The 21,525-nt window shown below is 35.1% G+C and carries 35 protein-coding genes and 1 tRNA gene; 25 read left to right on the top strand and 11 right to left on the bottom strand.

Going from position 1 to position 21,525, the window contains the following annotated elements; translation table 11 throughout:
• Window positions 1–32: 32 nt before the first annotated feature.
• Window positions 33–185, bottom strand: coding sequence for a hypothetical protein (locus IQ237_RS04030; RefSeq protein WP_194052590.1), 153 nt, complete (start codon window positions 183–185; stop codon window positions 33–35).
• A 73-nt stretch (window positions 186–258) separates the two neighbouring features.
• Here IQ237_RS04030 and IQ237_RS04025 point away from each other — a divergent pair, with 73 nt between their 5' ends.
• The 9 genes from IQ237_RS04025 to IQ237_RS03985 all read left to right on the top strand — a co-directional run bounded on the left by IQ237_RS04025 (window position 259) and on the right by IQ237_RS03985 (window position 4,273).
• Window positions 259–573: a ribbon-helix-helix domain-containing protein gene (locus IQ237_RS04025; RefSeq protein WP_194052850.1), complete on the top strand. Its 315-nt coding sequence runs from the start codon at window positions 259–261 to the stop codon at window positions 571–573.
• Between the two features lie 362 nt (window positions 574–935).
• Window positions 936–1,145, top strand: coding sequence for a hypothetical protein (locus IQ237_RS04020; protein ID WP_194052588.1), 210 nt, complete (start codon window positions 936–938; stop codon window positions 1,143–1,145).
• A gap of 4 nt (window positions 1,146–1,149) precedes the next feature.
• Entirely contained in the window at window positions 1,150–1,392 is a 243-nt protein-coding gene (locus tag IQ237_RS04015; RefSeq protein ID WP_194052586.1) for a type II toxin-antitoxin system ParD family antitoxin, read from the top strand.
• Window positions 1,393–1,452: 60 nt separating this feature from the next.
• The gene (locus IQ237_RS04010; protein WP_309225639.1) at window positions 1,453–1,773 is read left to right on the top strand and encodes a DUF4258 domain-containing protein; all 321 of its coding nucleotides are present in this window, start codon (window positions 1,453–1,455) and stop codon (window positions 1,771–1,773) included.
• A 1-nt stretch (window position 1,774) separates the two neighbouring features.
• Entirely contained in the window at window positions 1,775–1,984 is a 210-nt protein-coding gene (locus IQ237_RS04005) for a YgiT-type zinc finger protein (RefSeq protein WP_096565597.1), read from the top strand.
• A 141-nt stretch (window positions 1,985–2,125) separates the two neighbouring features.
• Window positions 2,126–2,368, top strand: a complete 243-nt coding sequence (locus IQ237_RS04000) for a hypothetical protein (protein WP_194052584.1) — start codon at window positions 2,126–2,128, stop codon at window positions 2,366–2,368.
• Window positions 2,365–2,775: a PIN domain-containing protein gene (locus tag IQ237_RS03995; RefSeq protein ID WP_194052582.1), complete on the top strand. Its 411-nt coding sequence runs from the start codon at window positions 2,365–2,367 to the stop codon at window positions 2,773–2,775. The genes IQ237_RS04000 and IQ237_RS03995 overlap by 4 nt, the downstream gene beginning before the upstream one ends.
• Window positions 2,776–2,981: 206 nt before the next feature.
• Complete coding sequence (locus IQ237_RS03990; RefSeq protein WP_193944497.1) at window positions 2,982–3,119, top strand: hypothetical protein; 138 nt, start codon at window positions 2,982–2,984, stop codon at window positions 3,117–3,119.
• 125 nt (window positions 3,120–3,244) lie between these two features.
• On the top strand, window positions 3,245–4,273 hold the full coding sequence (locus IQ237_RS03985; protein ID WP_194052580.1) for a GUN4 domain-containing protein: 1,029 nt from the start codon (window positions 3,245–3,247) through the stop codon (window positions 4,271–4,273).
• An 83-nt stretch (window positions 4,274–4,356) separates the two neighbouring features.
• Here the strand turns inward: IQ237_RS03985 and IQ237_RS26090 are convergent, their stop codons facing one another.
• A complete protein-coding gene (locus IQ237_RS26090) occupies window positions 4,357–5,400 on the bottom strand; it encodes a DUF2281 domain-containing protein (protein WP_228019646.1) in 1,044 nt (347 codons plus the stop codon).
• A 211-nt stretch (window positions 5,401–5,611) separates the two neighbouring features.
• Between IQ237_RS26090 and IQ237_RS03975 the strand changes: the two genes are divergently transcribed.
• From IQ237_RS03975 to IQ237_RS03945, 7 genes are all read left to right on the top strand, one after another.
• The gene (locus IQ237_RS03975) at window positions 5,612–5,872 is read left to right on the top strand and encodes a type II toxin-antitoxin system ParD family antitoxin (RefSeq protein ID WP_194052577.1); all 261 of its coding nucleotides are present in this window, start codon (window positions 5,612–5,614) and stop codon (window positions 5,870–5,872) included.
• Between the two features lie 13 nt (window positions 5,873–5,885).
• Window positions 5,886–6,104: a hypothetical protein gene (locus tag IQ237_RS03970; RefSeq protein WP_194052575.1), complete on the top strand. Its 219-nt coding sequence runs from the start codon at window positions 5,886–5,888 to the stop codon at window positions 6,102–6,104.
• Complete coding sequence (locus tag IQ237_RS03965) at window positions 6,101–6,361, top strand: type II toxin-antitoxin system RelE/ParE family toxin (RefSeq protein WP_194052573.1); 261 nt, start codon at window positions 6,101–6,103, stop codon at window positions 6,359–6,361. Before IQ237_RS03970 ends, IQ237_RS03965 begins: the two co-directional genes overlap by 4 nt.
• 14 nt (window positions 6,362–6,375) lie before the next feature.
• Window positions 6,376–6,594 (top strand): type II toxin-antitoxin system HicB family antitoxin, encoded by a 219-nt coding sequence (locus IQ237_RS03960; RefSeq protein WP_194052571.1) that lies wholly within the window; start codon window positions 6,376–6,378, stop codon window positions 6,592–6,594.
• A complete protein-coding gene (locus IQ237_RS03955) occupies window positions 6,595–6,813 on the top strand; it encodes a type II toxin-antitoxin system HicA family toxin (RefSeq protein ID WP_194052569.1) in 219 nt (72 codons plus the stop codon).
• A gap of 124 nt (window positions 6,814–6,937) precedes the next feature.
• Window positions 6,938–7,192, top strand: coding sequence for a hypothetical protein (locus tag IQ237_RS03950; RefSeq protein WP_194052567.1), 255 nt, complete (start codon window positions 6,938–6,940; stop codon window positions 7,190–7,192).
• Complete coding sequence (locus tag IQ237_RS03945; RefSeq protein WP_194052565.1) at window positions 7,189–7,590, top strand: type II toxin-antitoxin system VapC family toxin; 402 nt, start codon at window positions 7,189–7,191, stop codon at window positions 7,588–7,590. The genes IQ237_RS03950 and IQ237_RS03945 overlap by 4 nt, the downstream gene beginning before the upstream one ends.
• On the opposite strand, the gene IQ237_RS26985 is transcribed toward IQ237_RS03945, so the two are convergent.
• Window positions 7,526–7,762, bottom strand: coding sequence for a PIN domain-containing protein (locus tag IQ237_RS26985; RefSeq protein ID WP_194052564.1), 237 nt, complete (start codon window positions 7,760–7,762; stop codon window positions 7,526–7,528). The two genes, IQ237_RS03945 and IQ237_RS26985, sit on opposite strands and share 65 nt — an antisense overlap.
• A gap of 479 nt (window positions 7,763–8,241) precedes the next feature.
• On the opposite strand from IQ237_RS26985, the gene IQ237_RS03935 reads away from it, so the two are divergent.
• The 5 genes from IQ237_RS03935 (at window position 8,242) to IQ237_RS03920 (ending at window position 10,543) form a co-directional block, all read left to right on the top strand.
• A complete protein-coding gene (locus IQ237_RS03935) occupies window positions 8,242–8,835 on the top strand; it encodes a Uma2 family endonuclease (protein WP_194052554.1) in 594 nt (197 codons plus the stop codon).
• A 242-nt stretch (window positions 8,836–9,077) separates the two neighbouring features.
• Window positions 9,078–9,209, top strand: a complete 132-nt coding sequence (locus IQ237_RS26620; RefSeq protein WP_255512618.1) for a hypothetical protein — start codon at window positions 9,078–9,080, stop codon at window positions 9,207–9,209.
• 153 nt (window positions 9,210–9,362) lie between these two features.
• Window positions 9,363–9,506 (top strand): hypothetical protein, encoded by a 144-nt coding sequence (locus IQ237_RS03930; RefSeq protein ID WP_194052552.1) that lies wholly within the window; start codon window positions 9,363–9,365, stop codon window positions 9,504–9,506.
• A 13-nt stretch (window positions 9,507–9,519) separates the two neighbouring features.
• Window positions 9,520–9,825, top strand: coding sequence for a PIN domain-containing protein (locus tag IQ237_RS03925; protein WP_194052550.1), 306 nt, complete (start codon window positions 9,520–9,522; stop codon window positions 9,823–9,825).
• A gap of 124 nt (window positions 9,826–9,949) precedes the next feature.
• On the top strand, window positions 9,950–10,543 hold the full coding sequence (locus IQ237_RS03920) for a Uma2 family endonuclease (RefSeq protein WP_194052541.1): 594 nt from the start codon (window positions 9,950–9,952) through the stop codon (window positions 10,541–10,543).
• A 38-nt stretch (window positions 10,544–10,581) separates the two neighbouring features.
• Here IQ237_RS03920 and IQ237_RS03915 read toward each other — a convergent pair whose 3' ends face one another.
• Window positions 10,582–10,755 (bottom strand): type II toxin-antitoxin system RelE/ParE family toxin, encoded by a 174-nt coding sequence (locus tag IQ237_RS03915; RefSeq protein ID WP_309225652.1) that lies wholly within the window; start codon window positions 10,753–10,755, stop codon window positions 10,582–10,584.
• 197 nt (window positions 10,756–10,952) lie between these two features.
• Window positions 10,953–11,204, bottom strand: coding sequence for a hypothetical protein (locus IQ237_RS03910; protein ID WP_228019643.1), 252 nt, complete (start codon window positions 11,202–11,204; stop codon window positions 10,953–10,955).
• Window positions 11,205–11,452: 248 nt separating this feature from the next.
• On the opposite strand from IQ237_RS03910, the gene IQ237_RS03905 reads away from it, so the two are divergent.
• Both IQ237_RS03905 and IQ237_RS03900 read left to right on the top strand, forming a co-directional pair.
• The gene (locus tag IQ237_RS03905; protein WP_194052539.1) at window positions 11,453–12,577 is read left to right on the top strand and encodes a saccharopine dehydrogenase family protein; all 1,125 of its coding nucleotides are present in this window, start codon (window positions 11,453–11,455) and stop codon (window positions 12,575–12,577) included.
• 226 nt (window positions 12,578–12,803) lie between these two features.
• Entirely contained in the window at window positions 12,804–14,168 is a 1,365-nt protein-coding gene (locus tag IQ237_RS03900) for a cytochrome P450 (protein ID WP_194052537.1), read from the top strand.
• A 75-nt stretch (window positions 14,169–14,243) separates the two neighbouring features.
• Here IQ237_RS03900 and IQ237_RS03895 read toward each other — a convergent pair whose 3' ends face one another.
• The 6 genes from IQ237_RS03895 to IQ237_RS03870 form a co-directional block, all read right to left on the bottom strand.
• The gene (locus IQ237_RS03895) at window positions 14,244–15,242 is read right to left on the bottom strand and encodes a metal ABC transporter solute-binding protein, Zn/Mn family (protein ID WP_194052535.1); all 999 of its coding nucleotides are present in this window, start codon (window positions 15,240–15,242) and stop codon (window positions 14,244–14,246) included.
• Between the two features lie 277 nt (window positions 15,243–15,519).
• Complete coding sequence (locus IQ237_RS03890; RefSeq protein ID WP_194052527.1) at window positions 15,520–15,807, bottom strand: hypothetical protein; 288 nt, start codon at window positions 15,805–15,807, stop codon at window positions 15,520–15,522.
• Window positions 15,808–15,857: 50 nt separating this feature from the next.
• Window positions 15,858–16,895 carry a WD40 repeat domain-containing protein gene (locus IQ237_RS03885; protein ID WP_194052525.1) on the bottom strand — a complete coding sequence of 346 codons (1,038 nt, stop codon included), beginning with the start codon at window positions 16,893–16,895 and terminating at the stop codon, window positions 15,858–15,860.
• A 202-nt stretch (window positions 16,896–17,097) separates the two neighbouring features.
• Complete coding sequence (locus tag IQ237_RS03880; protein ID WP_194052523.1) at window positions 17,098–18,069, bottom strand: GTP-binding protein; 972 nt, start codon at window positions 18,067–18,069, stop codon at window positions 17,098–17,100.
• A gap of 164 nt (window positions 18,070–18,233) precedes the next feature.
• Window positions 18,234–19,124 (bottom strand): alpha/beta fold hydrolase, encoded by an 891-nt coding sequence (locus IQ237_RS03875; protein WP_194052521.1) that lies wholly within the window; start codon window positions 19,122–19,124, stop codon window positions 18,234–18,236.
• 84 nt (window positions 19,125–19,208) lie between these two features.
• Window positions 19,209–19,637 (bottom strand): SufE family protein, encoded by a 429-nt coding sequence (locus tag IQ237_RS03870; protein WP_194052519.1) that lies wholly within the window; start codon window positions 19,635–19,637, stop codon window positions 19,209–19,211.
• A gap of 484 nt (window positions 19,638–20,121) precedes the next feature.
• Between IQ237_RS03870 and psaK the strand changes: the two genes are divergently transcribed.
• Together psaK and IQ237_RS03860 are read left to right on the top strand one after the other, a co-directional pair.
• Window positions 20,122–20,382, top strand: coding sequence for a photosystem I reaction center subunit PsaK (gene psaK, locus IQ237_RS03865; protein ID WP_194052517.1), 261 nt, complete (start codon window positions 20,122–20,124; stop codon window positions 20,380–20,382).
• A 123-nt stretch (window positions 20,383–20,505) separates the two neighbouring features.
• Window positions 20,506–20,578, top strand: a tRNA-Ala gene (locus tag IQ237_RS03860).
• Window positions 20,579–21,525: the final 947 nt, after the last annotated feature.

Raw genomic sequence — 21,525 nt, 5'->3', positions numbered from 1 at the left:
ACCAAATAACATTAATCAAAAAGTCATAAACATTAAAACCTACCTTCCGCACCCCCCGGTGTCACAATCGGTTTTTTCGTAATTTCATTACGACCAAATGTTGTATTTTGTACCAAAGATAATGAATATTGGTAGGCGATCGCCAATTCTAAATCTCCAAATGACCAATTTTCGTTGTGTGACAATTGAGGGTGCGGAATGTGGGTTAAAAATATCAAAATCAGCTATACTACTAATAGTTTGACTCTAGGTTAAGATATGGCTAAATTCTCAATTTCATTACCAGATGACTTACTCAATTACATTGACCAAAAAGTTGATAACCGTAGTGCATTAATTGAAAGTCTCTTGAAAGAATGGCAAGAAAAACAACAAAATGAAGCACTACCGGCCGCTTGCGCTGTAGTTGATGAATTGCAATTAGGTTGGGAACGTGAAATGACTACACAAATCATCATAGAAAACTTTTCTGAACTTGATCCCTGGACTCAAAGTTTAATAGGTGTAATTAGTTTGGAATCAGAAAATACAGAAGCAAGTTATATTGATTATTTAGAGAAGAAATATATTTGAAAAAAGTATTATTTGACAGTGATGTTTTAAGAAGTCCGTAGGTGGGGTTGACGTAAGGAAACCCAACAATAATGATATAAAAATCAAGTCTCTTCCTCTCTTCCTCTCCTCCTTCGTGTACTTCGTGTCTTCGTGGTTCATTAAATAGTAGTAAGTTAGCTTAACCCAACATCACCCAAACCACCCAACCATCACCAATAGTGTTTTCTCCTAATAACAGAAAATGACAAAAATCGCCATGATAGAGAAAACAACATTCAGAAAACCACCTCATGAAAATTTACAAAGACTATAGCTAATAGCAATAGGCTATAATAAAATCATAAACAAATGAATTAATTTAGGAGTTGAAATAATTAATAATGCGGCAAATCATCCAAGCAACCTGTACCAACGGTGAACTTATTTTAAGTGAAAAACTAAGTTCCGAATTAGAAGGTAAAACCATACAAATTATGATTCTTGAAACCAGCGAATCTGCACAAACAAGAGATTTTCAAGAATCAAAAATACAGAAATTCCTAGCGAGAGTTAATAACTACTCATTCCCACTTTCCCCAGACTACAAATGACACCATGCGATCTTACGTAGAAGAACTGTTAGCGCAAGGTGGTTACAGCAGCGTCAGCGAATACTTTCGGGAATTAGTGCGACAAGACCAAAAACAAAGAGCAAAAGAACAACTACAAACCATGCTTTTAGAAGGTTTAAACTCTGGAGAAGCAACAGAAATGACAGCACAAGACTGGGAAGATATCCGTCAAACAGTGCGGGAAAGAATTAATCACAAGACTAACAAACATCAAGGTGCAAATTAGCAGTGATGTTTACAATATAGTTTAAAATTACACTCTAGGAAAAATTATCTACAACTTAATGTGTCATTTGATAATATTCATGAGCAAGTCAGAGAAGCAGCAGCTAAACGCCTATTATTTCTTCCTCACACTATCCGACAAATATCACGTCCAGAACGCATGATCACAACCAAAGAAATTCAGTCAATAGTGATGACAGGAGAAGTCATAGAAGATTATCCTGAAGATATAAGAGGTCATAGTTGTTTAATATTAGGTTTTGGAGACAATAACCGAGCAATTCATGTAGTTTGTTCACCAAAAGACGAATATCTAGCAATTATCACCGCTTACATTCCTGAAGCAACACAATGGTCATCTGATTTGAAAAGGAGAATTTAAAATGGAATGCTTATATTGTAAAGGTAAAATGCACCGAGGAACAGCCCCTTTTACCATTGATAGAAAAGGCTATCATATCTCTTGGGATGCTATTCCTGCATGGGTTTGTGAGCAGTGCGGTGAATCACTTTTTGAAGCTCGTGAAGTTGAATTAATTCAAGAAGCACTTACAGTTTTAGACCGAGAAACAGAAGTTTTAGTAAGTTCATAATTAAGTTAGTGAGTAGGTTGGGTTGATGCAATAAAACCCAATATCACCCAAACCACCTAACCATTACCAAATATATGGAACACAAATCACTATTATGTAAGCATCTGTTAGAATAGGAATAATAAAATTAACAACAAAATCATGATTGAATTACAACAATTGCAAGAACAGGTATTAAAATTACCAATCAGAGAACGTTGGCATCTTGTACAAACTGTACTAGCATCAATTCAACAAGAAACCCTATCTTCTACTACTCAACCCACCATAGAAAACTTATCTGAACTTGATCCCTGGACTCAAAGTTTAATAGGTGTAATTAGCTTAGAATCAGAAAATACAGAAGAAAGTTATATTGATTATTTAGAGGAGAAATATAGTTGAAAAAAGTATTATTTGACAGCGATGTTTTGCTTGATATTTTAGCACAACGTCAACCGTTTGTTGTTTTCTCAACACAGGCATTAAATACAGTTATTAGAAAACAAGTCCAAGGCTTTGTTTCAGGACACGCTATCACAAATATATTCTATATTTTACGTCGCCAAATTGGTAGCGATGCAGCCAAAAAATTAATAGAAACTTTATTACAAAATCTGCAAATTGCCAGCGTTACAGATAGTGTAATTCACCAAGCTTTACAAAGTCCAATTAAAGATTTTGAAGATGCGGTGACAAGTGCAGCAGCAACAACAGCAGGTGCAGAAATAATTGTCACAAGAAATAAGGTTGATTTTGTAGGGTCTTTAGTGCCAGCATTGTCACCAGAAGAATTTCTGAAAATGCTTTGATTGGGTGTAATATGTATAGTGTGAGCCTTGGGTACTCCTTGGAGCATAAAATTGGATGCGGTCTACAAAACGTGAATAACGAGAAATAGGCTTGCTCACAATTTAGAGTTCCCGACCCCAAGGTAAGAATTTTTTGAAACTGAATAACCGCTTTTTAAGTCATGCGTTAATTGGTGGGTGGTGCTGGTGCGATGTTATAACCGATTATGTTACGCAGTACCAGTAAGCGAGACATTTTCGCTTGGAAGCGTGGGGAGACTACCGCTAGTGCGGGTGAGTTGATGGCGTTTAATGGGTTGACTGCGGAAGCGTTGACTAAGCGGGCTATTGAGTTGGTGCATTAATATCATATCTTGTAGGGTGTGTTAGCGACAGCATAACGCACCTTACTAGCTGGGTTATTATGAGTCATGAGAAGGCTTTTAAAATAGGTTAGATATTCTCATATTTTAACAACTGGAGAGATGAAATGCCGATAATCAATAGAGATGAATGGCCAGATAGCGTATTTTTCAGTCCAAGTAATTTCTTAGAGTTAGGAACTAGAAACACGGGGGAAAAAATTATTCAAATCGGTACAGATGGTGATTGTCCTATAGTTGCATTCGCTAAAACAGATAATCCAATTGATGAAGATTTAGAGCCTATCGAACTTTGGTCATTACTAAAATTTTCCTATGTTCCAGATGAATACGTTTTTTATGACAAGCCAAAAAAAATTACACAGCAAAAAAAAATTACACAAAATTTAAAAACTATTAAAAAATATGAATTACCTGATAGTGGTGAATTTGAACTTGATTATATACCGATTGATTCTCAAATTATTGCTGTACAAATGCAAAAGGATAAACCCTGTTTGTGGATGCTGATTGACTCTCAAAAAGAAAATTATGATATCTATAAAAAAAGGACATTTTGTTGGTTTCGTACAGGAGAACCTATAGGTTATACAGATTTAATTCATATCGCTACTGTACAGTCTAATGGTGGTAATCATGTATCTCATTTATTTGAATTGAAAAATTATGTAGACTACAACAAGTTAGAGGATTTATTAGCAGCCAAGAAATGGCGGGAAGCTGACTTAGAAACATTTGAAATTTTGAAATCTTTATGCGGTTATGAATATTACGATTCTACATGGTTAAATTCTGAAGAAATCGTTAATATACCATGCTCACATCTACATACTATTAATAATCTTTGGATTAAATACAGTAAGGGTCGTTTTGGGTATAGTGTTCAGCTAAATATTTTGAAAAAACTGGGATTTCAAAAAAATGGAAACTATGAGCAAATCTCAGAATGTTTAGAAAATTTTATGGGCAAAATAAAATGGAATACGGCTCATGCTGCTTTAAATTTTACACTCAAAGCTCCTATTGGTCATCTTCCTGCCATTCTGGCTTGGGGTATGGCAACCAGTCCAACATTAGATAAAGCTAAAGAAGCTTACTTTTGTCTTTGTTCTCGATGTGAAGAATGTAATCTTTAAATATGGTTGTCAAGTTTTCTGATAATTGTAGGACAGTCTTAATAAAGTTCAGCTAACTGAATTATTCTGTCCCACAAATTATTTTATTTGTATTGAGAAGCTAGAGAAAGCAAAGTAGATTGAATTTCATTTGAAATATCGTCAGATAATTTGGCAACACCACCACCCACAGCGTATTTATTTTTGCTTTTGATAGTAGTCTGATTTTGCCAGCCCAATATATCCCATCCATTTTCCAGCATTTGTTGAATCTGAGCTAAATCATCCTTTACCACTGTTATATGATCTTTTCCATCAAAGTCTAAAAAGGTCATAGTAGTAATGGGAGCTATCCGAATTTTACCTTGTAAATGCTGATAGTTAGTATCTAACAGTTTTTCCATCTCAGTCATCACATTAGCCTGATTTGCACCTGAAGTTCCTGTTTTATATCCACCTTCTGCGTAGGTTTTTCTAATAGTTTTAGTCTGGTCATAATTGGCAGAATATATGATAGCAACACCAAAAGAACCTTTTTTCAGCAATGTATCGGCTTCCTGCAATATTTTTTCTGCTTGGCTTTTTGCAGAAATATGATTACCATCTTGACTATACGGGAGGTAAAAATCAATAAACTTGCCTTTTTTACTCATTGAGTTTTGAATTTTTGCTAATAAAAATTCTACAAAATCCAACACTTCTTGTTGCTTATCAGCAGGTAACATTTTTACCTTATCTATGATGATTTCTTCCATGCTCATTTTTATGCTATTTAGATAAATGTTTTGTACAAATTTTTTAATTTCAACAATATGAGGTTTATACTCATCTTGCCATCTATTATACCATTCTTCGTTTCTGTATTGTACTGGAATTTCTGAATCTACATATTTAAGAAATAACTTTCTGTAAAGTTTGTAATATTTACTGTCCTCTGTCTCGTATACTAAACCCCATTTACAAAGTTCCCGTTGAAGAAAAAACATTGCTGCTAAACCGTCTAACTCTCCTACCTCTTCACCCAAAAAAAGTTTGTCAAATGCTAATTTTGGATCAAAACCTGTTTCTTGTCGGTATTTGTACCCATCAAATCTTAAAGCGCAACAAGTTGTTATTTCGTGTTCTTTAAATTGGCTATTAGCGTTCATGTTTATTTTCTATGTAATCTGATTTTAAAGTATAACATTCCAAAAGCGTATATTTGCGGAAATTAGTAAGTTGGTTGGGTTGGTGCAAGAAAACCCAACATCACCCAAACCACCCAACCATCACCAACTATCAAGAATAGTTTTTTCTACCAATGGCAGAAAATGACAAAAACTGCCATAATATAGAAAAGAACATTCAAAAAGTCACCTTATGAAAAGCATAAATATTTCCTTACCTGACACCATGCGAGCTTACGTAGAAGAACTCGTAGCGCAAGGTGGTTACAGCAGCGTCAGCGAATACTTTCGGGAATTAGTGCGACAAGACCAAAAACAAAGAGCAAAAGAACAACTACAAACCATGCTTTTAGAAGGTTTAAACTCTGGAGAAGCAACAGAAATGACAGCACAAGACTGGGAAGATATTCGTCAAGCAGTGCGGGATAAACTAAAATTGAGAAATAACCCTTAACTCAGTCACCACCATGCAAGTTAACGAACTCACTATTGAGCAACTTAAAGACCTCATTCGAGAAACAGTTAGAGAAACCATAGAAGAACTGCTAACAGACCCAGATACAAACCAAACTATCAAAGATAATTTTAAACAAGAATTATTAGCAATTCGGAAGCGCAGAGAAACAGGAGTAAGAGGTATTTCCACCGCAGAAGTTATGCAAAAACTAGGATTAGAAAACAGATGAATTACCTAGTTGAGTATGAACCGGAAGCACTAGCTGACTTAGCAAAATTGACAAAATCAGTTTGTCAAAGAATAATTAATAAAATTAACTGGTTAGCTGAAAATTTCGACCAAATTACACCCCAACCCTTGACTGCTGACTTATCCGGTTTTTTTAAACTGAGAGTTGGAGATTATCGAGTTATTTATGAATTTGATGCCGAAAAAAGAATTATCTTTATTGATAGAGTTGGACACAGAAGAGAAATTTATAATTGAGCGGCTATACTACTATGAAATTTCAAGTAATATTCACCTATGATTCAGAATACGAAGGTTACATTGCTGAAGTACCAGAACTTCCTGGTTGCATCAGTCAAGGTAAAACCTTAGATGAAGCAATTACAAATATCAAAGATGCTATAAAAGGCTATCTTCATGTATTAGAAAAACATGGTAAACCCTATGTACCAAAAGAATCTCAATCTTTTGTAGGAGAAGTATTAGTATAAATGGGACGTTTATCAAATATCTCCGGTAAACAAGCAGTCAAAATCTTTGAAAACTTTGGCTATGTTGTAGACCATCAAACCGGAAGTCATATCATACTTTGGCACGAATCAAAACCTATTTTATCAGTTCCCAATCATAAAGAACTAGCACCGGGTTTATTGAGAAGTTTAATTAGACAAGCAGGAATTACCGTAGATGAATTTTTAGAATACAAGTAGCTAAAAAGTTGGGTTGACTAAAGGAAACCCAACATCACCCAAACCACCCGTGTTTAATAGGTGTAATTAGCTTAGAATCAGAAAATACAATATAATTAACATAATCCACAAAAAGGTAGTAATTATGGATATCAAAATTGCAGAAATATCTCAAGAAATTAACAGCTTACCCGAAGAAGCACAAATCTTACTCATTGATTTTATTCAACTACTTAAAAAACGTTATCCACAACCAGAAAATATAACCACATCACAACCACATGCATTAAACACATTCATAGAAAAATATGGTGTTTGGGAAGATGAACGCACAGCAGAAGAAATAGTTAAAGAAATTTATGAAAGTCGTACTATTTCCCACTCTGATATTAGCTTATGATTTACTTATTAGATACAGATATCTGCATTTACTGGTTAAAAAATATTACTTCTGTCACCAATAAAATTCAAACAATAGGATGGGAAAATATTTGTATTTGTAATATTACCGTCGCTGAATTATATTTTGGTGCTTACAATTCTCAAAAAGTGACAGAAAATTTAACTCGTGCAGAAAACTTTATTCAAAATATTGACGTGATAGCTTTAGACAATAATGCAGTCAAAAAATTTGGGGAATTAAAAGCCGAACTTAGAAAAATAGGACAACCAGTAGCAGATTTTGATTTATTAATTGCTAGTGTTGCAATTACCAAAAAATATACTTTAGTCACTAACAACACTCGTCATTATAGCCGAATTTATGAACTAAAATTAGAGAATTGGATATCACCTTAAAAAGCATAAGGATATTTCTTAACAAAAAACAAGCCTCATAAATTACCGCTTCACAAGTTAATAAAGGAGGTTCAATATTATCCCATTGTGCTGTTATCCAACCATGAAACTGATCACGACGATTAATAATAGCCACAAAAGGACTCGTATCTAATAAAACACATTCTCTCATCATGCACCGTAACCATTCATATAATCTTTATTAGTAGATAAATCATCAGGTCCTTCCACACAACAAACATATTCTTGAGCCATAGCTAAACCGGAAATACCTGATTTTTTTGTTTGATTAGATAACCCTTATTTTTGGATTTTTGCTAATAAAAATTATACAAAATCTAAGGCTTCTTGTTGTTTATCAGGAGGTAATATTTTTACCTTATGATAATAATTTCTTCAACGGTCATTTGATTTATCCTTGATAATCAATTAATATTTAAAATTATTATACATCAGTAGGTTAGCTTGAAGCAAGGAAAACCAACCATCACCAACTATAATCAATAGTTTTTTTTCAATGGCAGAAAATGACAAAAACCGCCATAATATAGAAAACAACATTCAGGAAATAACCTCATGAAAAGTATCAATATTTCCTTACCTGACACCATGAGTTATAATAAAACTTAAAGTCATAAACATAAACTTACTATGACTATCCAAACCTTAGACAAAACTACCACAATTTCCGAACAGCGATTTCTTCTACCTGGCCATTACACCTGGGAGGAATTGGAAACAATAGAAACCTTAACCGCAGACGCAGCAGGTTTGCGGATAACTTATCTTGATGGGTGCATCGAATTTATGACACTTGGTGAACAACACGAAAATATCAAAAAAATTATCGCTATTTTGATAGAAGCATATCTTTTTGAAAAAGGGATCAACTTTATCCCTTTAGGTAGTGCTACCCGTCGCGCAAAAGAAAAGAGTGCTTCCTTTGAACCTGATGAATCTTATTATATAGGAGAGAAAAAGGAAAATCCAGATTTAGCAATTGAAGTTAATATTACCAGTGGAAGTATTGATAAACTGGAAAAATATAAACGGTTTAATATTACTGAAGTCTGGTTTTGGGAAAATAATCAATTGTCTCTATATCATCTCAAAAATGGTAATTATGAGCAAATTAATCACAGTCAATTATTGCCAGATTTAGATATAGATTTGTTAGTAACTTGTGTTTTAATACCGTCCATTATTGATGGGAGAACAGAATTTATTAAAGGTATTAAAAAGTAGTTTGTAGGTTGGGTTGACGTAAGGAAACCCAACAATATTAATAACCCTAAATTACAACCCAAAAACCCTGTATCTGTTCACATCATCTCAACCAACCATCACCAACCATCATGTAAATAAGAGAAGATAATAGAACCATCACAGATACACTTGGAAATATTCACCTCACCTGAGAATTATCGTGCGTAGTTTATAATAGAATCATACCGAAAAATTTTATATAGGATTTAAGGTTATTCATAATGCTGCAAATTATCCAAGCAACCTGTACCAACGGTGAACTTATTTTGAATGAAAAACTAAGTTCCGAATTAGAAGGTAAAACCATACAAATTAGGTTCTACCGTACTTGTTATGCTAAATTACCAGTCTGAAAGAGGGAACTCTTAACAGGGAACAGGGAACAGGGTAAAGAGGCAATTTTTGTAAAAATATCCAATATCTGTAGCTTATGTCTTATGTATATTAAGCCTTCCGCAGTTTTTTGAGATTGATTTTGCATACTATGTACTGAAGAACAACAAATTATGATTCTTGAACCCAGCGAACCTGCACAACTAACAGATTCTCAAGAATCAAAAATACAGAAATTTCTAGCGAGAGTCAATAACTACTCATTCCCACTTTCCCCAGACTACAAATTTAATCGAGAAGAAATTTATGACAGATAATTGAGAGATAACCATGAAAAATAATATCTTTCTCGATACCAATTTGTGGATTTATCTCTATGCTAAAAATCCTCCTCAAAAATCTCAACAAGTTGCAGAAATAATTAAAAATAATTATTCATCTCTGCTAGTTAGCACTCAGGTATTAGGTGAATTATTTCACGTTTTAACCAGAAAAAAATTTACATTTACCGCAGACGCAATGACTATTATATCAGATATAGTCAATACTTTTTCAATTCAATCAATTAACACAACAGAAGTTATACAAGCATTAGAAATCAATGCAAAATATAACTATTCTTATTGGGATAGGTAGCTTGCGAGTTGGTTGATGAATTAGAATTAGGTTGGGAAAGTGAAATTTAAAAAATATTTCATAAATAACTAGGTTTCTTACTATGAGTTATAATCAAAATTAAAGTCATAAACATATATTTACTATGACTATCCAAACCTTAGACAAAACTGCCACAATTTCCGAACAGCGATTTCTTCTACCTGGTTATTACACCTGGAAGGAATTTGAAATCATAGAAACCTTAACCGCAGATGCAGGAAACTTGCGGATAACTTATCTTGATGGGTGCATCGAATTTATGACACTGGGTGAACAACACGAAATGATTAAAACCATTCTTGGTTTTTTACTAGAATTATACTTTTGTGAAAAAGGGATAAACTTTATCCCAGTCGGTAGTGCTACTCGTCGTGCAAAAGAAAAGAATGCTTCCTTTGAACCTGACGAATCTTATTATATCGGAGAAAAAAAATCCAATCCAGATTTAGCAATTGAGGTTAATATTACCAGTGGTAGTTTTGATAAACTAGAAAAATATAAAAGGTTTAATATTACCGAAGTCTGGTTTTGGGAAAATGATCAATTATTCCTATATCATCTGAAAAATGATAATTATGAACCAATTAATCAAAGTGAATTATTACCAGATTTAGATATAGATTTGTTAGTGAATTGTGTTTTAACACCTTCCATTATTGATGGGAGAACAGAATTTATTAAAGGTCTTAAAAAGTAGTTTGTAGGTTGGGTTGACGTAAGGAAACCCAACATCGTTTATTTGTTATAAACATCACAACGATGCTTACATTGAATAATTAAAACAATTAATTTCTCATCTTGAATTTCATAAACTAGACGATAATCTCCTATTCTAATTCGATATTCATTATCATATCCGTTTAACTTGACAACTCCATCAGGACGAGGTTCTTCTGCAAGTTGCGAAATTTTCTTACAGCAGTTTCGAGGTAAATGAGGTACAAGGTTAACAGGCAGGATGCCTGTTCCACAAGGGTTTTATGATTTGAGTTTGTACCTCATGGATATGAAATATGCTGTATATACACGCTCTTGTATATTACTAGGAAGATTATCTAATTGTTTCTGAATAGATTTAGTAATAATAATATCATAAGTCATAGTATCTATTTTCTCTGATTTAGATACTGTTGAAAAGTCATATATTCCCCATTCGCATATTCCTCACGGACTAATTGAATTTCTTTTTTAGTTTCTTCATCTTCTCGCCAACTTTCCTCTTCAGCATCAGCGATCGCTTCATCAATAATCCGCCAAAGTTGCTGCTTTTCTGATAAACTTAGTGCATTTAAAGAGTTAATTAGTAACTCCATCGTAATGAATAAATTTAATCCTGTTTCTGACATAGTTTTATTCATGGTTTTTGGATATTTTATATTTTAACATAACTTATAAAAATAAGTAAGCTGTGTAATATATAATTAAAAAAATAGCTATAAGTAAGCACAGGAAATACCCCTCATCAACAGTATGAATATTTCCTTGGAGTAGGGGTTTAGCATTGCTCAACCCTAACATTCTTATCATACTTACAACTGATGACAAAAGGTACAGAAATATGGTGGAATAAAAATAATATTGTCAGAATGTTGTCCAAAATTTAATCATGACAGATCGTGTATTGATACTAGGTGGAAGGGGACGCATTGGTAGCGCAGTTGCTAATGATATTCTCAGCCACACCCAGGCAAATATTACCATCACTGGACGTTCCCCAGAGACGGGAAAGGGTGTCAACTTGTCTTCGGGAGGAAGAGAGCAATTTTTGATTTTAGATTTGAGTGAGGTGGAAAAATTAAAAGAGGCGATCGCCAACTCTAACCTCGTCATCCACTGTGCAGGACCATTTCACTATCGAGACACCCAAGTTTTAGAAATCTGCATTGATCAAGGTGTCAATTATCTTGATGTCAGTGATCACCGTTCCTACACCCAAAAAGCTCTAAAATTACATGAAAAAGCGGTTAATGCTGGTGTCACCGCAATTATTAACACGGGGATTTTCCCCGGTATTTCTAACAGTTTAGTCCGTCAAGGAATCGAACAATTTGATATACCAGAAAAAATCCATTTAAGTTATTTAGTATCTGGTTCTGGTGGTGCTGGTGTCACCGTAATGCGAACCACTTTTTTAGGTTTACAACATTCTTTTGAAGCTTGGATCAATGGTGAATGGCATTTAATTGAACCCTATAGCGATAGAGAAGAACTGACTTTTCCCATACCCTATAAACGCAGTGGAGTTTATTGGTTTGATATGCCAGAAACTATTACATTACCCCATTCTTTTCCCACTGTCAAAACTGTAATTACTAAATTTGGCTCAGTTCCAGATTTTTATAATCATCTCACTTGGATAACCGCCCATATTTTTCCTAAATGGTTAATGCAGAAAACTGAAACCATTGAATTTTTATCTTATGTTAGTCATCGCATGACCGATTTTACTAATATCTTGACTGGAATTGGTGTAGCAGTACGCGCAGAAGTCACAGGAAAAAAAGATAGTAAAACAGCGACTTATGTTTCTACATTACTCCATGAAAATACAGCCATTGCTTCTGGTTTAGGTACTGGTAGTATTGCCAAATTATTATTAGAAGGTAAATTGAAACACCCCGGAGTTTTACCTGTAGAAGCAGCATTAACTACAGATTTATTTAAACAAATAATGGCAGAAAGAAAAATACAAATTGGTTCTCATTGGGTAACAATACATAGGAGAGAATAGGAAAGATCAGGTAACAGAGGAGATGACGGAGAGGGGGAGATAAATTAAGTCAAAAGTCAACATTAATAACTTCTGAATCTTGACTGCTGACTCCTGACATTAAAATTATTCAAACTCATCAATAGAAATAAGTAGAAATAACCTCAAGATAGATTTTTTATAAATATTTGGCATTTATGGTTATATTTGTTAATCTAGTAAGAAATCATTTTTAATCTTTTGTGTTATGCCAAGTTTCTCTAGTCCCACAACCCCCCAATTTATCCAACGCTTCCAATGGTTATTCAACCCTTGGGGATTTATGGAAAAAAATGCCAAAGATTATGGTGATTTTTTCCAAGCATATATTATTGGTAAAGAACCCATTGTGTTTATTAGTAACCCCCAAGCAATTCAGGAACTTTTTGCAGCTTCTCTAGAAAAATTAGATGCTAGAGGTTCACAACTTTTAAAATCTTTATTGGGGGAAAAATCTTTATTGTTGCTGAGTGGAACAGAACACCAACGCCAACGGCGATTATTAACACCTCCATTTTATGGCGATCGCATGAAAGCTTATGGTCAAATTATCACTGATATTACCAAAGAAGCCATCAGCAATTTGCAAATTGGTACACCATTTTCTGTCAGAGAATCAATCCAACAAATTTCTCTAAAAGTGATTTTACATACAGTATTTGGTATCTGTGAAGGAGAAAGATTTAGAGAATTAGAAAAGCTGCTTTGTTCACTTTTGAATTTCGGTGATACTCCCCTACGAGCAGCCGTTAATTTTTTCCCAGCACTACAAGTAGATTTGGGAGAATGGAGTCCCTGGGGTTATTTTTTACGACAAAGGGAAAAAATTGATCAATTATTATATGCAGAAATTCAAGAACGCAGAGATCATCCTGATCCCAATCGAACTGATATTCTTTCTTTGATGATGTCAGCGCGATACGAAAATGGTGAAGCAATGACTGATGTAGAATTGCGAGATGAATTAATGACTTTATTAATAGCAGGTCATGAAACCACAGCTTCCGCAATTACATGGGCATTATATTGGATTCACAATTTACCAGAAGTGCGAGAAAAGCTGCTGCATGAGTTAGATAGTGTGGATGAAAATACAGATAAAAACGAAATTTTCCGCCTACCTTATTTAACGGCAGTTTGTAACGAAACCCTCCGCATTTATCCTATTGCCATGATTACCTTACCGAGAATTGTCAAATCGCCAATAGAAATTATGGGTCATGAATTTCCCCCAGGTTCATGGTTAGTAGGCTGCATATATTCAACCCATCGCCGACCAGATTTATATCCCGAACCAGAGAAATTTAAACCAGAAAGATTTTTAGAAAAACAATTTGCACCTTATGAATATTTACCCTTTGGCGGTGGAAATCGTAAATGTTTAGGAATGTCATTTGCACTATTTGAAATAAAGCTGGTTTTAGCCACAATTTTGTCACAATTAGATTTTGAATTAGTAAATAACATTCCTGTTAAACCTGTGCGTCGGGGTGTCACCTCAGCCCCTTCTGGTGGTAAATGGTTAGTTGCAACTGGAAAAAGACAAAGGGTAAAATCTCCTTTAGGTGTTTAGTTATATTGGTAATTGGTAATTGGTAATTGGTAATTGGAAAAAATAAAATTGATTACCCAGTCACCAGTCCCCAGTTTACCTACCAATATTTGGCTCAAATTTCAAATAAGTACCTCCCAACCCTTCAACAATACTCCGCGTATTTGCATCTATCATTTTTTGATAGGTTTCTCCATCACTACCAGGTTTACCTAGTCCATCAATATAAAGTTGTCTATCAAAAAGTTTCACATTTGCTTTGCTGGTAATAGGTTGCAGTGACATAAGATTAATTGTTGTATCTGCAAAAACTGTTGGTGCTTTTGTTTTTTGAATATATTGGGCTAAATTTTTCACTTTTGTATCTGTTAAATTATCATCATTATTAATATCTGGTAAACTACCTTTATAGGGTAAATCATAAGCTTTGACATAATAAATCATTGCTTCATGGGTTGTTAGCAATTTGCGATTTTTATCAGGAATAGTGTCAAGTGTGGACTGAACCCAATTGTTTAGTTTGTTTAATTCCTTAGTTATTTCGCTAGTATTACTGCTATATTCTTGTTTATTTTTCGGTAATATTTTTACTAAATTACTATTAATTACTTCTATCATCTTGATAGTATTTTTCACATCATGCCAAATATGTGGTTCAGTGAAACTTTTACCATTTTTACGTAATCTTTCAGGTGTGGTGACAGCACGTTGAGCAACTGCTATTTTGGGTGCATTATTTTGAGCATTTTGAATAGTTTTAATTAAACTTAGTTCAAAATTATAACCATGATATAAAATAAGTTTCGCTTGTTCAATGGCTTGGATATCTTCTGGTGTCGGTTCATAAATACTTGGATTTAAACCAGGAGGAATTAAACAAGTCAAGTTTATTGTTTCTCCCGCAACTTGTTTAGTTAAATCACATAATACACTGGTAGTTGCCACTACTTGAGGAAGATTTTTGTTAATATTTTGCGTCTGATTATACTGAATATATCTGGTATTGAAATTGCGATTGTTGCAACCAGAAAATCCCAGAGAAATCACCAATAAGGCAATATTTAATAAATTCTTGTATATGATTTTTTTTGTCATAAATAACTGCTATTTCTAAATTAAATTTAAATCAAAAAATAGGGAGCATTCCAAATGTGTAAATTTATGTTGATCTAACGAAATAAAACGCTCCCATATCCTGATATGATTGAACCGCAAAGGGCGCAAAGGACACAAAGGTAAGAGATTTTAAGAGATTTTTTAGTGTAGCTGGGGTTATTTTTTCAAAGTTGGGATGCTGTCAAAAAAGCAAGTAATAAAGGCACAGAAATGAGTAATACTGTGCCAGAATTTTGTTTCATAATTGCTAACTTGATTAAAAGTCAGCACCAGGTAATTTACCTTGCAACTTATGAAAATTAGATTGAGTACAAGCACTACAACTGCAACCAATATTATTGAAAATTTGCTGGTTTTGTTGTTTGACAATGGGTTTTGTTAATTCGGGAATTGGTTGTACAGATGCCGCTACAATCTGATCAGAAGTAGCGACAGTCTTCCATCTAGTAGATGCTTGTGCTGGACTTACTACCAAAAACAAAGATGCTAAAAACAGATGACAAGCGAGAAAAATCAGTTTAGTTATGTTTTTAGTTATGTTCATAGTTCACCCTTAAAGGCTGCTGCTGATACAGCATAACCAATTATTCAACATTAGTCATTAGTTTTTGACCAAATGAGTAACTCTCCTTGTTCCCCACCTGCGGCTAAAAATTTACCTTGGGGGTGCCAAGCTAAAGTCGAAAAACCCCCACGTACACCTGTGAGAATTTGCGATACTTCACAATTTTCGTTCCATAAACATAACCACCCATCAGCACCAGCAGAAGCAAGCATTAAACTTTGGGGTGCATAGGCGATCGCATTAATTATATCCACATGATTGGTTAAAATTCGCGCTTCCCAACCTAAAGATTCATCCGCTGATTTTTCCCAAACTACCACACCTTCCACACTGGAAGCAGCTAAAAGCGGCGCACCTGTAGCAGTTGTCACATCAGACCAAGCTAATTGTCGAATTTTACCCGGAAAACCACGCATAACCCAAGGATCAGGATTTTCCCATTCTAAAACGGTGACGCTACGATCCATATTTCCTGACGCTAAATATTTACCATCACCAGACCAGGCTATTGCTACACTAACTGTACCCATAGCTACAATATAAGGTTCATCATCCCAATCTTGACTATTCCAAATTTTCACTCCTTGATAACCACCAATAGCTAAATATTTACCATCTTTTCGCCAATCAATTCCTAAAATTGATGAATTTTCAAAGTTAAGAGTGACAACAATTTCTTCTGTATCTGCATCCCAAACTTGCACATAACGCCCTAAACTAAAAGCTAATAGATTATTAGTATTATTCCAAGCCAATTTATCAACCCAAGCAGGGGCATTTTCTAAGGTTTTAATTAATTGATTTTCTCGCCAAATCTTTACTTTTCCATCTTGTCCACCCACGGCTAAATATTTACCATCTGCGGAAAAAGCTACACAGTCTATTGATTTACCTGTAGTTGTTTGTAAGTGAGTAAGTTCGCCATTTTCCCAGATGACAACTTCTCCCGCAGCAGATATTACAGCCAGTTTTTCACCTGATGTATTCCAAGCTAAAGATGTGATGTAATCTGTAAGATTTTCTGAAAAGTAGTTTGTGAATTGAGGTTTGTTAGTTGTGAAGTTCATATATTAGGTGATTGGTGATTTGTGATTGGTAAAATACAGTATTTTTACCCCCCTTAATCCCCCCTTATCAAGGGGGGAAATAAGAAAATTCAGTTCACTTTCCCTTAACAAGGGTGGAAGCAATAAAATCCAGTTCCCTCCCCTTAACAAGGGGAGGGTTAGGGAGGGGTACAAAAGTGCTAAACTCCTACATCCTGACTTCCTAAACAATACAAGCCAGAAAATCTTGTTTTAACTTGGCTTCATCTAAATTACGTCCAATAAAAACAAGTTCATTTTTTCTGGTTTCATTCTCTTTCCAAGGTCTATCTGCTTTACCATCAAAAATCATGTGTACACCTTGGAAAACAAAGCGGTTATCTTCACCAGCAATGTTTAAAATGCCTTTCATGCGGAAAATATCAGTTCCTTTGGTGCTAAGTAATTCTGACATCCAAGCATTTAATTTTTCCCCATCTATTGCACCTGATTCTACTAAAGCTATAGAATAAACACTTTCATCATGTTCATGGGCATCTTCACCTAAAAAGTTAGGATCAATTTCTAAAGCCCTTTCTAAATCAAAGGCATTTACCCCCAATAAAGCATCCATTGATAATTCAGAATTTCGGGTGCGGTAAATTTTCGCCATTGCATTCATTGAACGAATGCGTTTTTCTAATTCCTCTAAAATTTCTGGTGTGACTAAATCAGTTTTGTTTAATAAAATCACATCCGCAAAAGCAATTTGTTCTTGGGCTTCGTCTGCTTCCCAATGTTGCCAAATATGTTTGGCATCTACAACTGTAACTACTGCATCTAGTGATAGTTGACTCTGCATATCTTCATCAACAAAAAATGTTTGAATTACAGGTGCAGGATCGGCTAATCCGGTAGTTTCAATTACTAAATGATCAAATTTATCCCGGCGTTTCATCAAATTACCAATGATGCGGATTAAATCACCCCGAACTGTACAACAAATACAGCCATTGTTCATTTCAAATATTTCTTCATCGGCATCAATTACTAATTGATTATCAATGCCTACTTCCCCAAATTCATTAACGATAACTGCAACTTTTTTACCGTGTTCGTAGGTGAGAATATGGTTAAGGAGGGTGGTTTTTCCTGCGCCTAAATAGCCAGTTAAAACGGTTACGGGTACGGTATTTGCTATTTCTGAAGTCATCATAATTTCAAACAATGTAAAGCAATTTTGATAATTTGTTTGTCAGCTATCAGCAGTCAGCAGTCAGCTTTTTAACAGTGACGCAAAAAACCAGGATTTAATCATCTAGTGATTGATCAAATATTCTGACTCCTGACTCCTGACAGTCATTGAGAATCATTCTCTGTTTAACACATATTGGTTAAAAATGGCAGTATTGCATCAAAAACAATTGCTGGATATTCCTCATGGAGTCCCAAAGTACCAGGAATAATCACACTGGTAACTTCTTGTAATCCTGCTAAAGCGTCCATTTCTTGCCGCGATTTAGTCGGACTAGATGCGCCTATAACTGCCATGATGGGAACGTTTACCGACTCAACCAAGGATAAAAATTCTCCTTGACTGTGAATAGTATCAATGTTGCCAGTGACAAAGGCCGCAGATGCAAATCTGGCGTTTGGTTGTTGGGTGGTTTGCCATTTTTCGGCAATAAATTCGGGTGTAAGTTTAGTTGTATCGGTGAAAACGTGACGGCGATACATCCAACTTAAAAAGGATGGGGTAGTGTTTAGCTTGTAGAGTGCTTGACCGAAAATAGGCACTCTTATCATCCCCCGCACCATCGCAGCTATATTGGCATTTGCCCCCATTGTTGGCAAGGGTCCGCGCCAAGTCGGTGCTAACAAGACAATTTTAGAAATAGCTTCTGGTTGTTTAACTACCAGCTTTAAGACATAACCAGTAGCATGACCAGCCGCAACCACAATAATTGGAGTATTAAAAACAGATTTCACAAAATCTGCTAAAAATTGCTCATATATAGCGGGATTGTAATCTAAACTCAAGCGTGAACTTTCACCAAAACCCGGCCAGTCAATAGCAGTAACCTGAAAATGGGTAGAGAGTAACTTGGCAAGTTCTCCCACTTCTCCTCGTGTGGAAACGCTACTAAAAGCAGGAAGTAATAAAAGTGGTGAACCCTCTCCTCTGGTTTCATAAACCACCCGCAATGGCTGATTTTGCCAATTCCAAAGAAATTCTTGTACTTTTCCAGTAAATACACTAAAAGTAGTCATTAGTTATTAGTTATTAGTTATTAGTTATTAGTTATTGGGTATTGGGTTATAAATTTTCCCCAGTCACTAATCACCAGTCACCTGTCACCTGTCACATTCCAACGCTTTTTTCTGCATAGTTTTAAAAATGTTGTAAAAACCATTAGCGCGGGAAGGTGTGAGGCTGACATTTAACCCTGTGGCTTGAATAAAATCAGGAGTTAGTTGTACAATTTCAGTAGGTGATGATCCGTTTAATCCTTCTATTAAAAGTGCTACCAGTCCCTTAGTGAGTTGAGAATCAGAATCTCCCTGAAAAACCACCTTACCATCATTGAGTGAAGCTGTGACATATACCTGAGATACACAACCAGGGACTTTATTTTCGGGGATTTTATCAGCTTCGGGAAATTCTGGTAATTTTTGAGCATACCAGATTAATTGTTCATAACGTCTTTTTGGGTCAGAAGCACGTTGAAAACGTTGCACAATCTTGGCTAAAGCAGGTGGTAAAGAGTCAAGACTCAAGGACATAGTAAATTTCAAAAATAATCAGTCTTATTCTGAGTGTAAATGATCTGCGATCTTTAATCGCTGGTGACTGGTGATTGTTGACTGGGGAAGGGGCAGGGGGAAATTATTTGTATTTTCCCAATTACCAATTACCCAGTCCCCAATTATGAAGTAATTAGGGGTTGCTGAGAAAGTCTTGTCGTGATGACAGGTGCTACGCCACGGTGCTACGCCACGGTGACAGTTTCAAGAGTTGGATAGGAACGATTTTTCCTTTGAGTAGGAATTAAATGCAAGGTTTTTAAGTTTCCATCCCGTAAAAGCTTGCACTTTTTTAACTTCCAGCAGGCTAAGACCCTTTACCTGTAATCTTTTCATGTTTATTCAGCAAGCCCTAATTAGAAAAAATATTAAATAATGCTGCAAAATTGGTATCTTTGTTGAATTTTATTAGTAATTATGAAGATTATCAGCCCCTAATTCTGTAATCTGAGGAGAAAATCGGATGTTGACTTCTATTCTAATCGCTGCTGCAACTACACCCCTAGAATGGTCTCCTACCGTTGGCATCATTATGATTATCGCCAATATCATTGCGATCGCCTTTGGTAAATTTACAATTCAATATCCCAGTGCTGAACCCGCAGCACCCGCACCTCAATTCTTTGGTGGTTTTGGTTTACCTGCTATACTTGCTACTGCCGCTTTTGGTCATATTCTAGGCGCTGGTATTATCTTAGGACTGCATAACATCGGCAGAATCTAGGATTTACATCTAATCCCGTCTTTTGTGATTCATTATCCCGGCCGCATCTACAATGGTCGGGATTATTTACGAACACAGTTGACTAAATGGAAATAATCTGGCATAATTATTAATGCAACCTACGGGGTTATAGCTCAATTGGTAGAGCGCTTCAATGGCATTGAAGAGGTCAGCGGTTCGATTCCGCTTAACTCCACTGACTAAAAACCTTACTGTATTTAGTTTTCAAGGTACAGATGGTAGAAAGTCAAAAACTCTCTTGACTTAGTTTCTACCAATTTTCTACCAATTGTCTATACTTCCGTATGTAATTTGTTGTAGTAAGTACATTTGTATTCTATGTAGGCAAAATCTCTACCAATTTTCTACCAATTGTCTATACTTCCGTATGTAATTTGTTGTAGTAAGTACATTTGTATTCTATGTAGGCAAAATCTCTACCAATTTTCTACCAATAGTACAAAAATACTAATTTGTACAGCTATACTCACTACCTGAAACGATTGCCCTATCTAGGTTACAGCTATTTTCCTCTACAAGACACGATAGTTACTCTAGTGGTATGTTTCCACCTTTGAACGGTACAGGTCAAAATAACAGGGAATTAGATAATTTCTGTTGTCAATAAGTATTCACTATTGAGAAAACCCTTGTAAATAGTACGTTTGAACTAATAACTTAGCTGCATTTTTAGCTTATTTGGTAGGTTATAGGGAAAATTATTAAATAAAGTTATTAAATAACTTGAGTCATGACTAATTGACTGGTAACTCTGATTAAAACTGGTGACTATTCCCTGTAACCTGTTCCCTGTTACCTGACTTGGCTATGATACGCGGTTCACTCAGTAAGTCAAGGTCAAGCCATTCGGTACTCGTAACCTCGTAACCTTGACTAACCTCGTTATGAACCGCTAAATATTTTTTTTTGTCAGGCAACAGGGTGAGGTATGTGGGGAATTACTTTTGATGGATAGACATAATGGATGGTCACTGACTAGGGATATAAAACTTTCTATCCTTAACTGATGATTACTCAAGTTGTCCGGTGATCGCCTAGTAGATGTTAATGGCATACGACTAGGATATAAAAAACTTCTATCCTTAACTGGTGAATAAGAATAAATTTATTGAATAAAGTTAT

Origin of the sequence: Sphaerospermopsis sp. LEGE 08334 (assembly GCF_015207205.1) — a bacterium.
GTDB lineage: Bacteria > Cyanobacteriota > Cyanobacteriia > Cyanobacteriales > Nostocaceae > Sphaerospermopsis.
The sequence above is the reverse complement of the archived record's forward strand: the minus strand, read 5'-3'. Positions and strand labels throughout refer to the sequence as shown.

Bases quoted from the DNA above. Each gene is read 5' to 3' on its own strand.
- IQ237_RS04025 (WP_194052850.1), top strand. From the start codon at position 259: ATGGCTAAATTCTCAATTTCATTACCAGATGACTTACTCAATTACATT.
- IQ237_RS04020 (WP_194052588.1), top strand. From the start codon at position 936: ATGCGGCAAATCATCCAAGCAACCTGTACCAACGGTGAACTTATTTTA.
- IQ237_RS04015 (WP_194052586.1), top strand. From the start codon at position 1,150: ATGCGATCTTACGTAGAAGAACTGTTAGCGCAAGGTGGTTACAGCAGC.
- IQ237_RS04005 (WP_096565597.1), top strand. From the start codon at position 1,775: ATGGAATGCTTATATTGTAAAGGTAAAATGCACCGAGGAACAGCCCCT.
- IQ237_RS04000 (WP_194052584.1), top strand. From the start codon at position 2,126: ATGATTGAATTACAACAATTGCAAGAACAGGTATTAAAATTACCAATC.
- IQ237_RS03990 (WP_193944497.1), top strand. From the start codon at position 2,982: ATGTTACGCAGTACCAGTAAGCGAGACATTTTCGCTTGGAAGCGTGGG.
- IQ237_RS03985 (WP_194052580.1), top strand. From the start codon at position 3,245: ATGCCGATAATCAATAGAGATGAATGGCCAGATAGCGTATTTTTCAGT.
- IQ237_RS26090 (WP_228019646.1), bottom strand. From the start codon at position 5,400: ATGAACGCTAATAGCCAATTTAAAGAACACGAAATAACAACTTGTTGC.
- IQ237_RS03975 (WP_194052577.1), top strand. From the start codon at position 5,612: ATGAAAAGCATAAATATTTCCTTACCTGACACCATGCGAGCTTACGTA.
- IQ237_RS03970 (WP_194052575.1), top strand. From the start codon at position 5,886: ATGCAAGTTAACGAACTCACTATTGAGCAACTTAAAGACCTCATTCGA.
- IQ237_RS03965 (WP_194052573.1), top strand. From the start codon at position 6,101: ATGAATTACCTAGTTGAGTATGAACCGGAAGCACTAGCTGACTTAGCA.
- IQ237_RS03960 (WP_194052571.1), top strand. From the start codon at position 6,376: ATGAAATTTCAAGTAATATTCACCTATGATTCAGAATACGAAGGTTAC.
- IQ237_RS03955 (WP_194052569.1), top strand. From the start codon at position 6,595: ATGGGACGTTTATCAAATATCTCCGGTAAACAAGCAGTCAAAATCTTT.
- IQ237_RS03950 (WP_194052567.1), top strand. From the start codon at position 6,938: ATGGATATCAAAATTGCAGAAATATCTCAAGAAATTAACAGCTTACCC.
- IQ237_RS03945 (WP_194052565.1), top strand. From the start codon at position 7,189: ATGATTTACTTATTAGATACAGATATCTGCATTTACTGGTTAAAAAAT.
- IQ237_RS26985 (WP_194052564.1), bottom strand. From the start codon at position 7,762: ATGAGAGAATGTGTTTTATTAGATACGAGTCCTTTTGTGGCTATTATT.
- IQ237_RS03935 (WP_194052554.1), top strand. From the start codon at position 8,242: ATGACTATCCAAACCTTAGACAAAACTACCACAATTTCCGAACAGCGA.
- IQ237_RS26620 (WP_255512618.1), top strand. From the start codon at position 9,078: ATGCTGCAAATTATCCAAGCAACCTGTACCAACGGTGAACTTATTTTG.
- IQ237_RS03930 (WP_194052552.1), top strand. From the start codon at position 9,363: ATGATTCTTGAACCCAGCGAACCTGCACAACTAACAGATTCTCAAGAA.
- IQ237_RS03925 (WP_194052550.1), top strand. From the start codon at position 9,520: ATGAAAAATAATATCTTTCTCGATACCAATTTGTGGATTTATCTCTAT.
- IQ237_RS03920 (WP_194052541.1), top strand. From the start codon at position 9,950: ATGACTATCCAAACCTTAGACAAAACTGCCACAATTTCCGAACAGCGA.
- IQ237_RS03910 (WP_228019643.1), bottom strand. From the start codon at position 11,204: ATGAATAAAACTATGTCAGAAACAGGATTAAATTTATTCATTACGATG.
- IQ237_RS03905 (WP_194052539.1), top strand. From the start codon at position 11,453: ATGACAGATCGTGTATTGATACTAGGTGGAAGGGGACGCATTGGTAGC.
- IQ237_RS03900 (WP_194052537.1), top strand. From the start codon at position 12,804: ATGCCAAGTTTCTCTAGTCCCACAACCCCCCAATTTATCCAACGCTTC.
- IQ237_RS03895 (WP_194052535.1), bottom strand. From the start codon at position 15,242: ATGACAAAAAAAATCATATACAAGAATTTATTAAATATTGCCTTATTG.
- IQ237_RS03890 (WP_194052527.1), bottom strand. From the start codon at position 15,807: ATGAACATAACTAAAAACATAACTAAACTGATTTTTCTCGCTTGTCAT.
- IQ237_RS03885 (WP_194052525.1), bottom strand. From the start codon at position 16,895: ATGAACTTCACAACTAACAAACCTCAATTCACAAACTACTTTTCAGAA.
- IQ237_RS03880 (WP_194052523.1), bottom strand. From the start codon at position 18,069: ATGATGACTTCAGAAATAGCAAATACCGTACCCGTAACCGTTTTAACT.
- IQ237_RS03875 (WP_194052521.1), bottom strand. From the start codon at position 19,124: ATGACTACTTTTAGTGTATTTACTGGAAAAGTACAAGAATTTCTTTGG.
- IQ237_RS03870 (WP_194052519.1), bottom strand. From the start codon at position 19,637: ATGTCCTTGAGTCTTGACTCTTTACCACCTGCTTTAGCCAAGATTGTG.
- psaK (WP_194052517.1), top strand. From the start codon at position 20,122: ATGTTGACTTCTATTCTAATCGCTGCTGCAACTACACCCCTAGAATGG.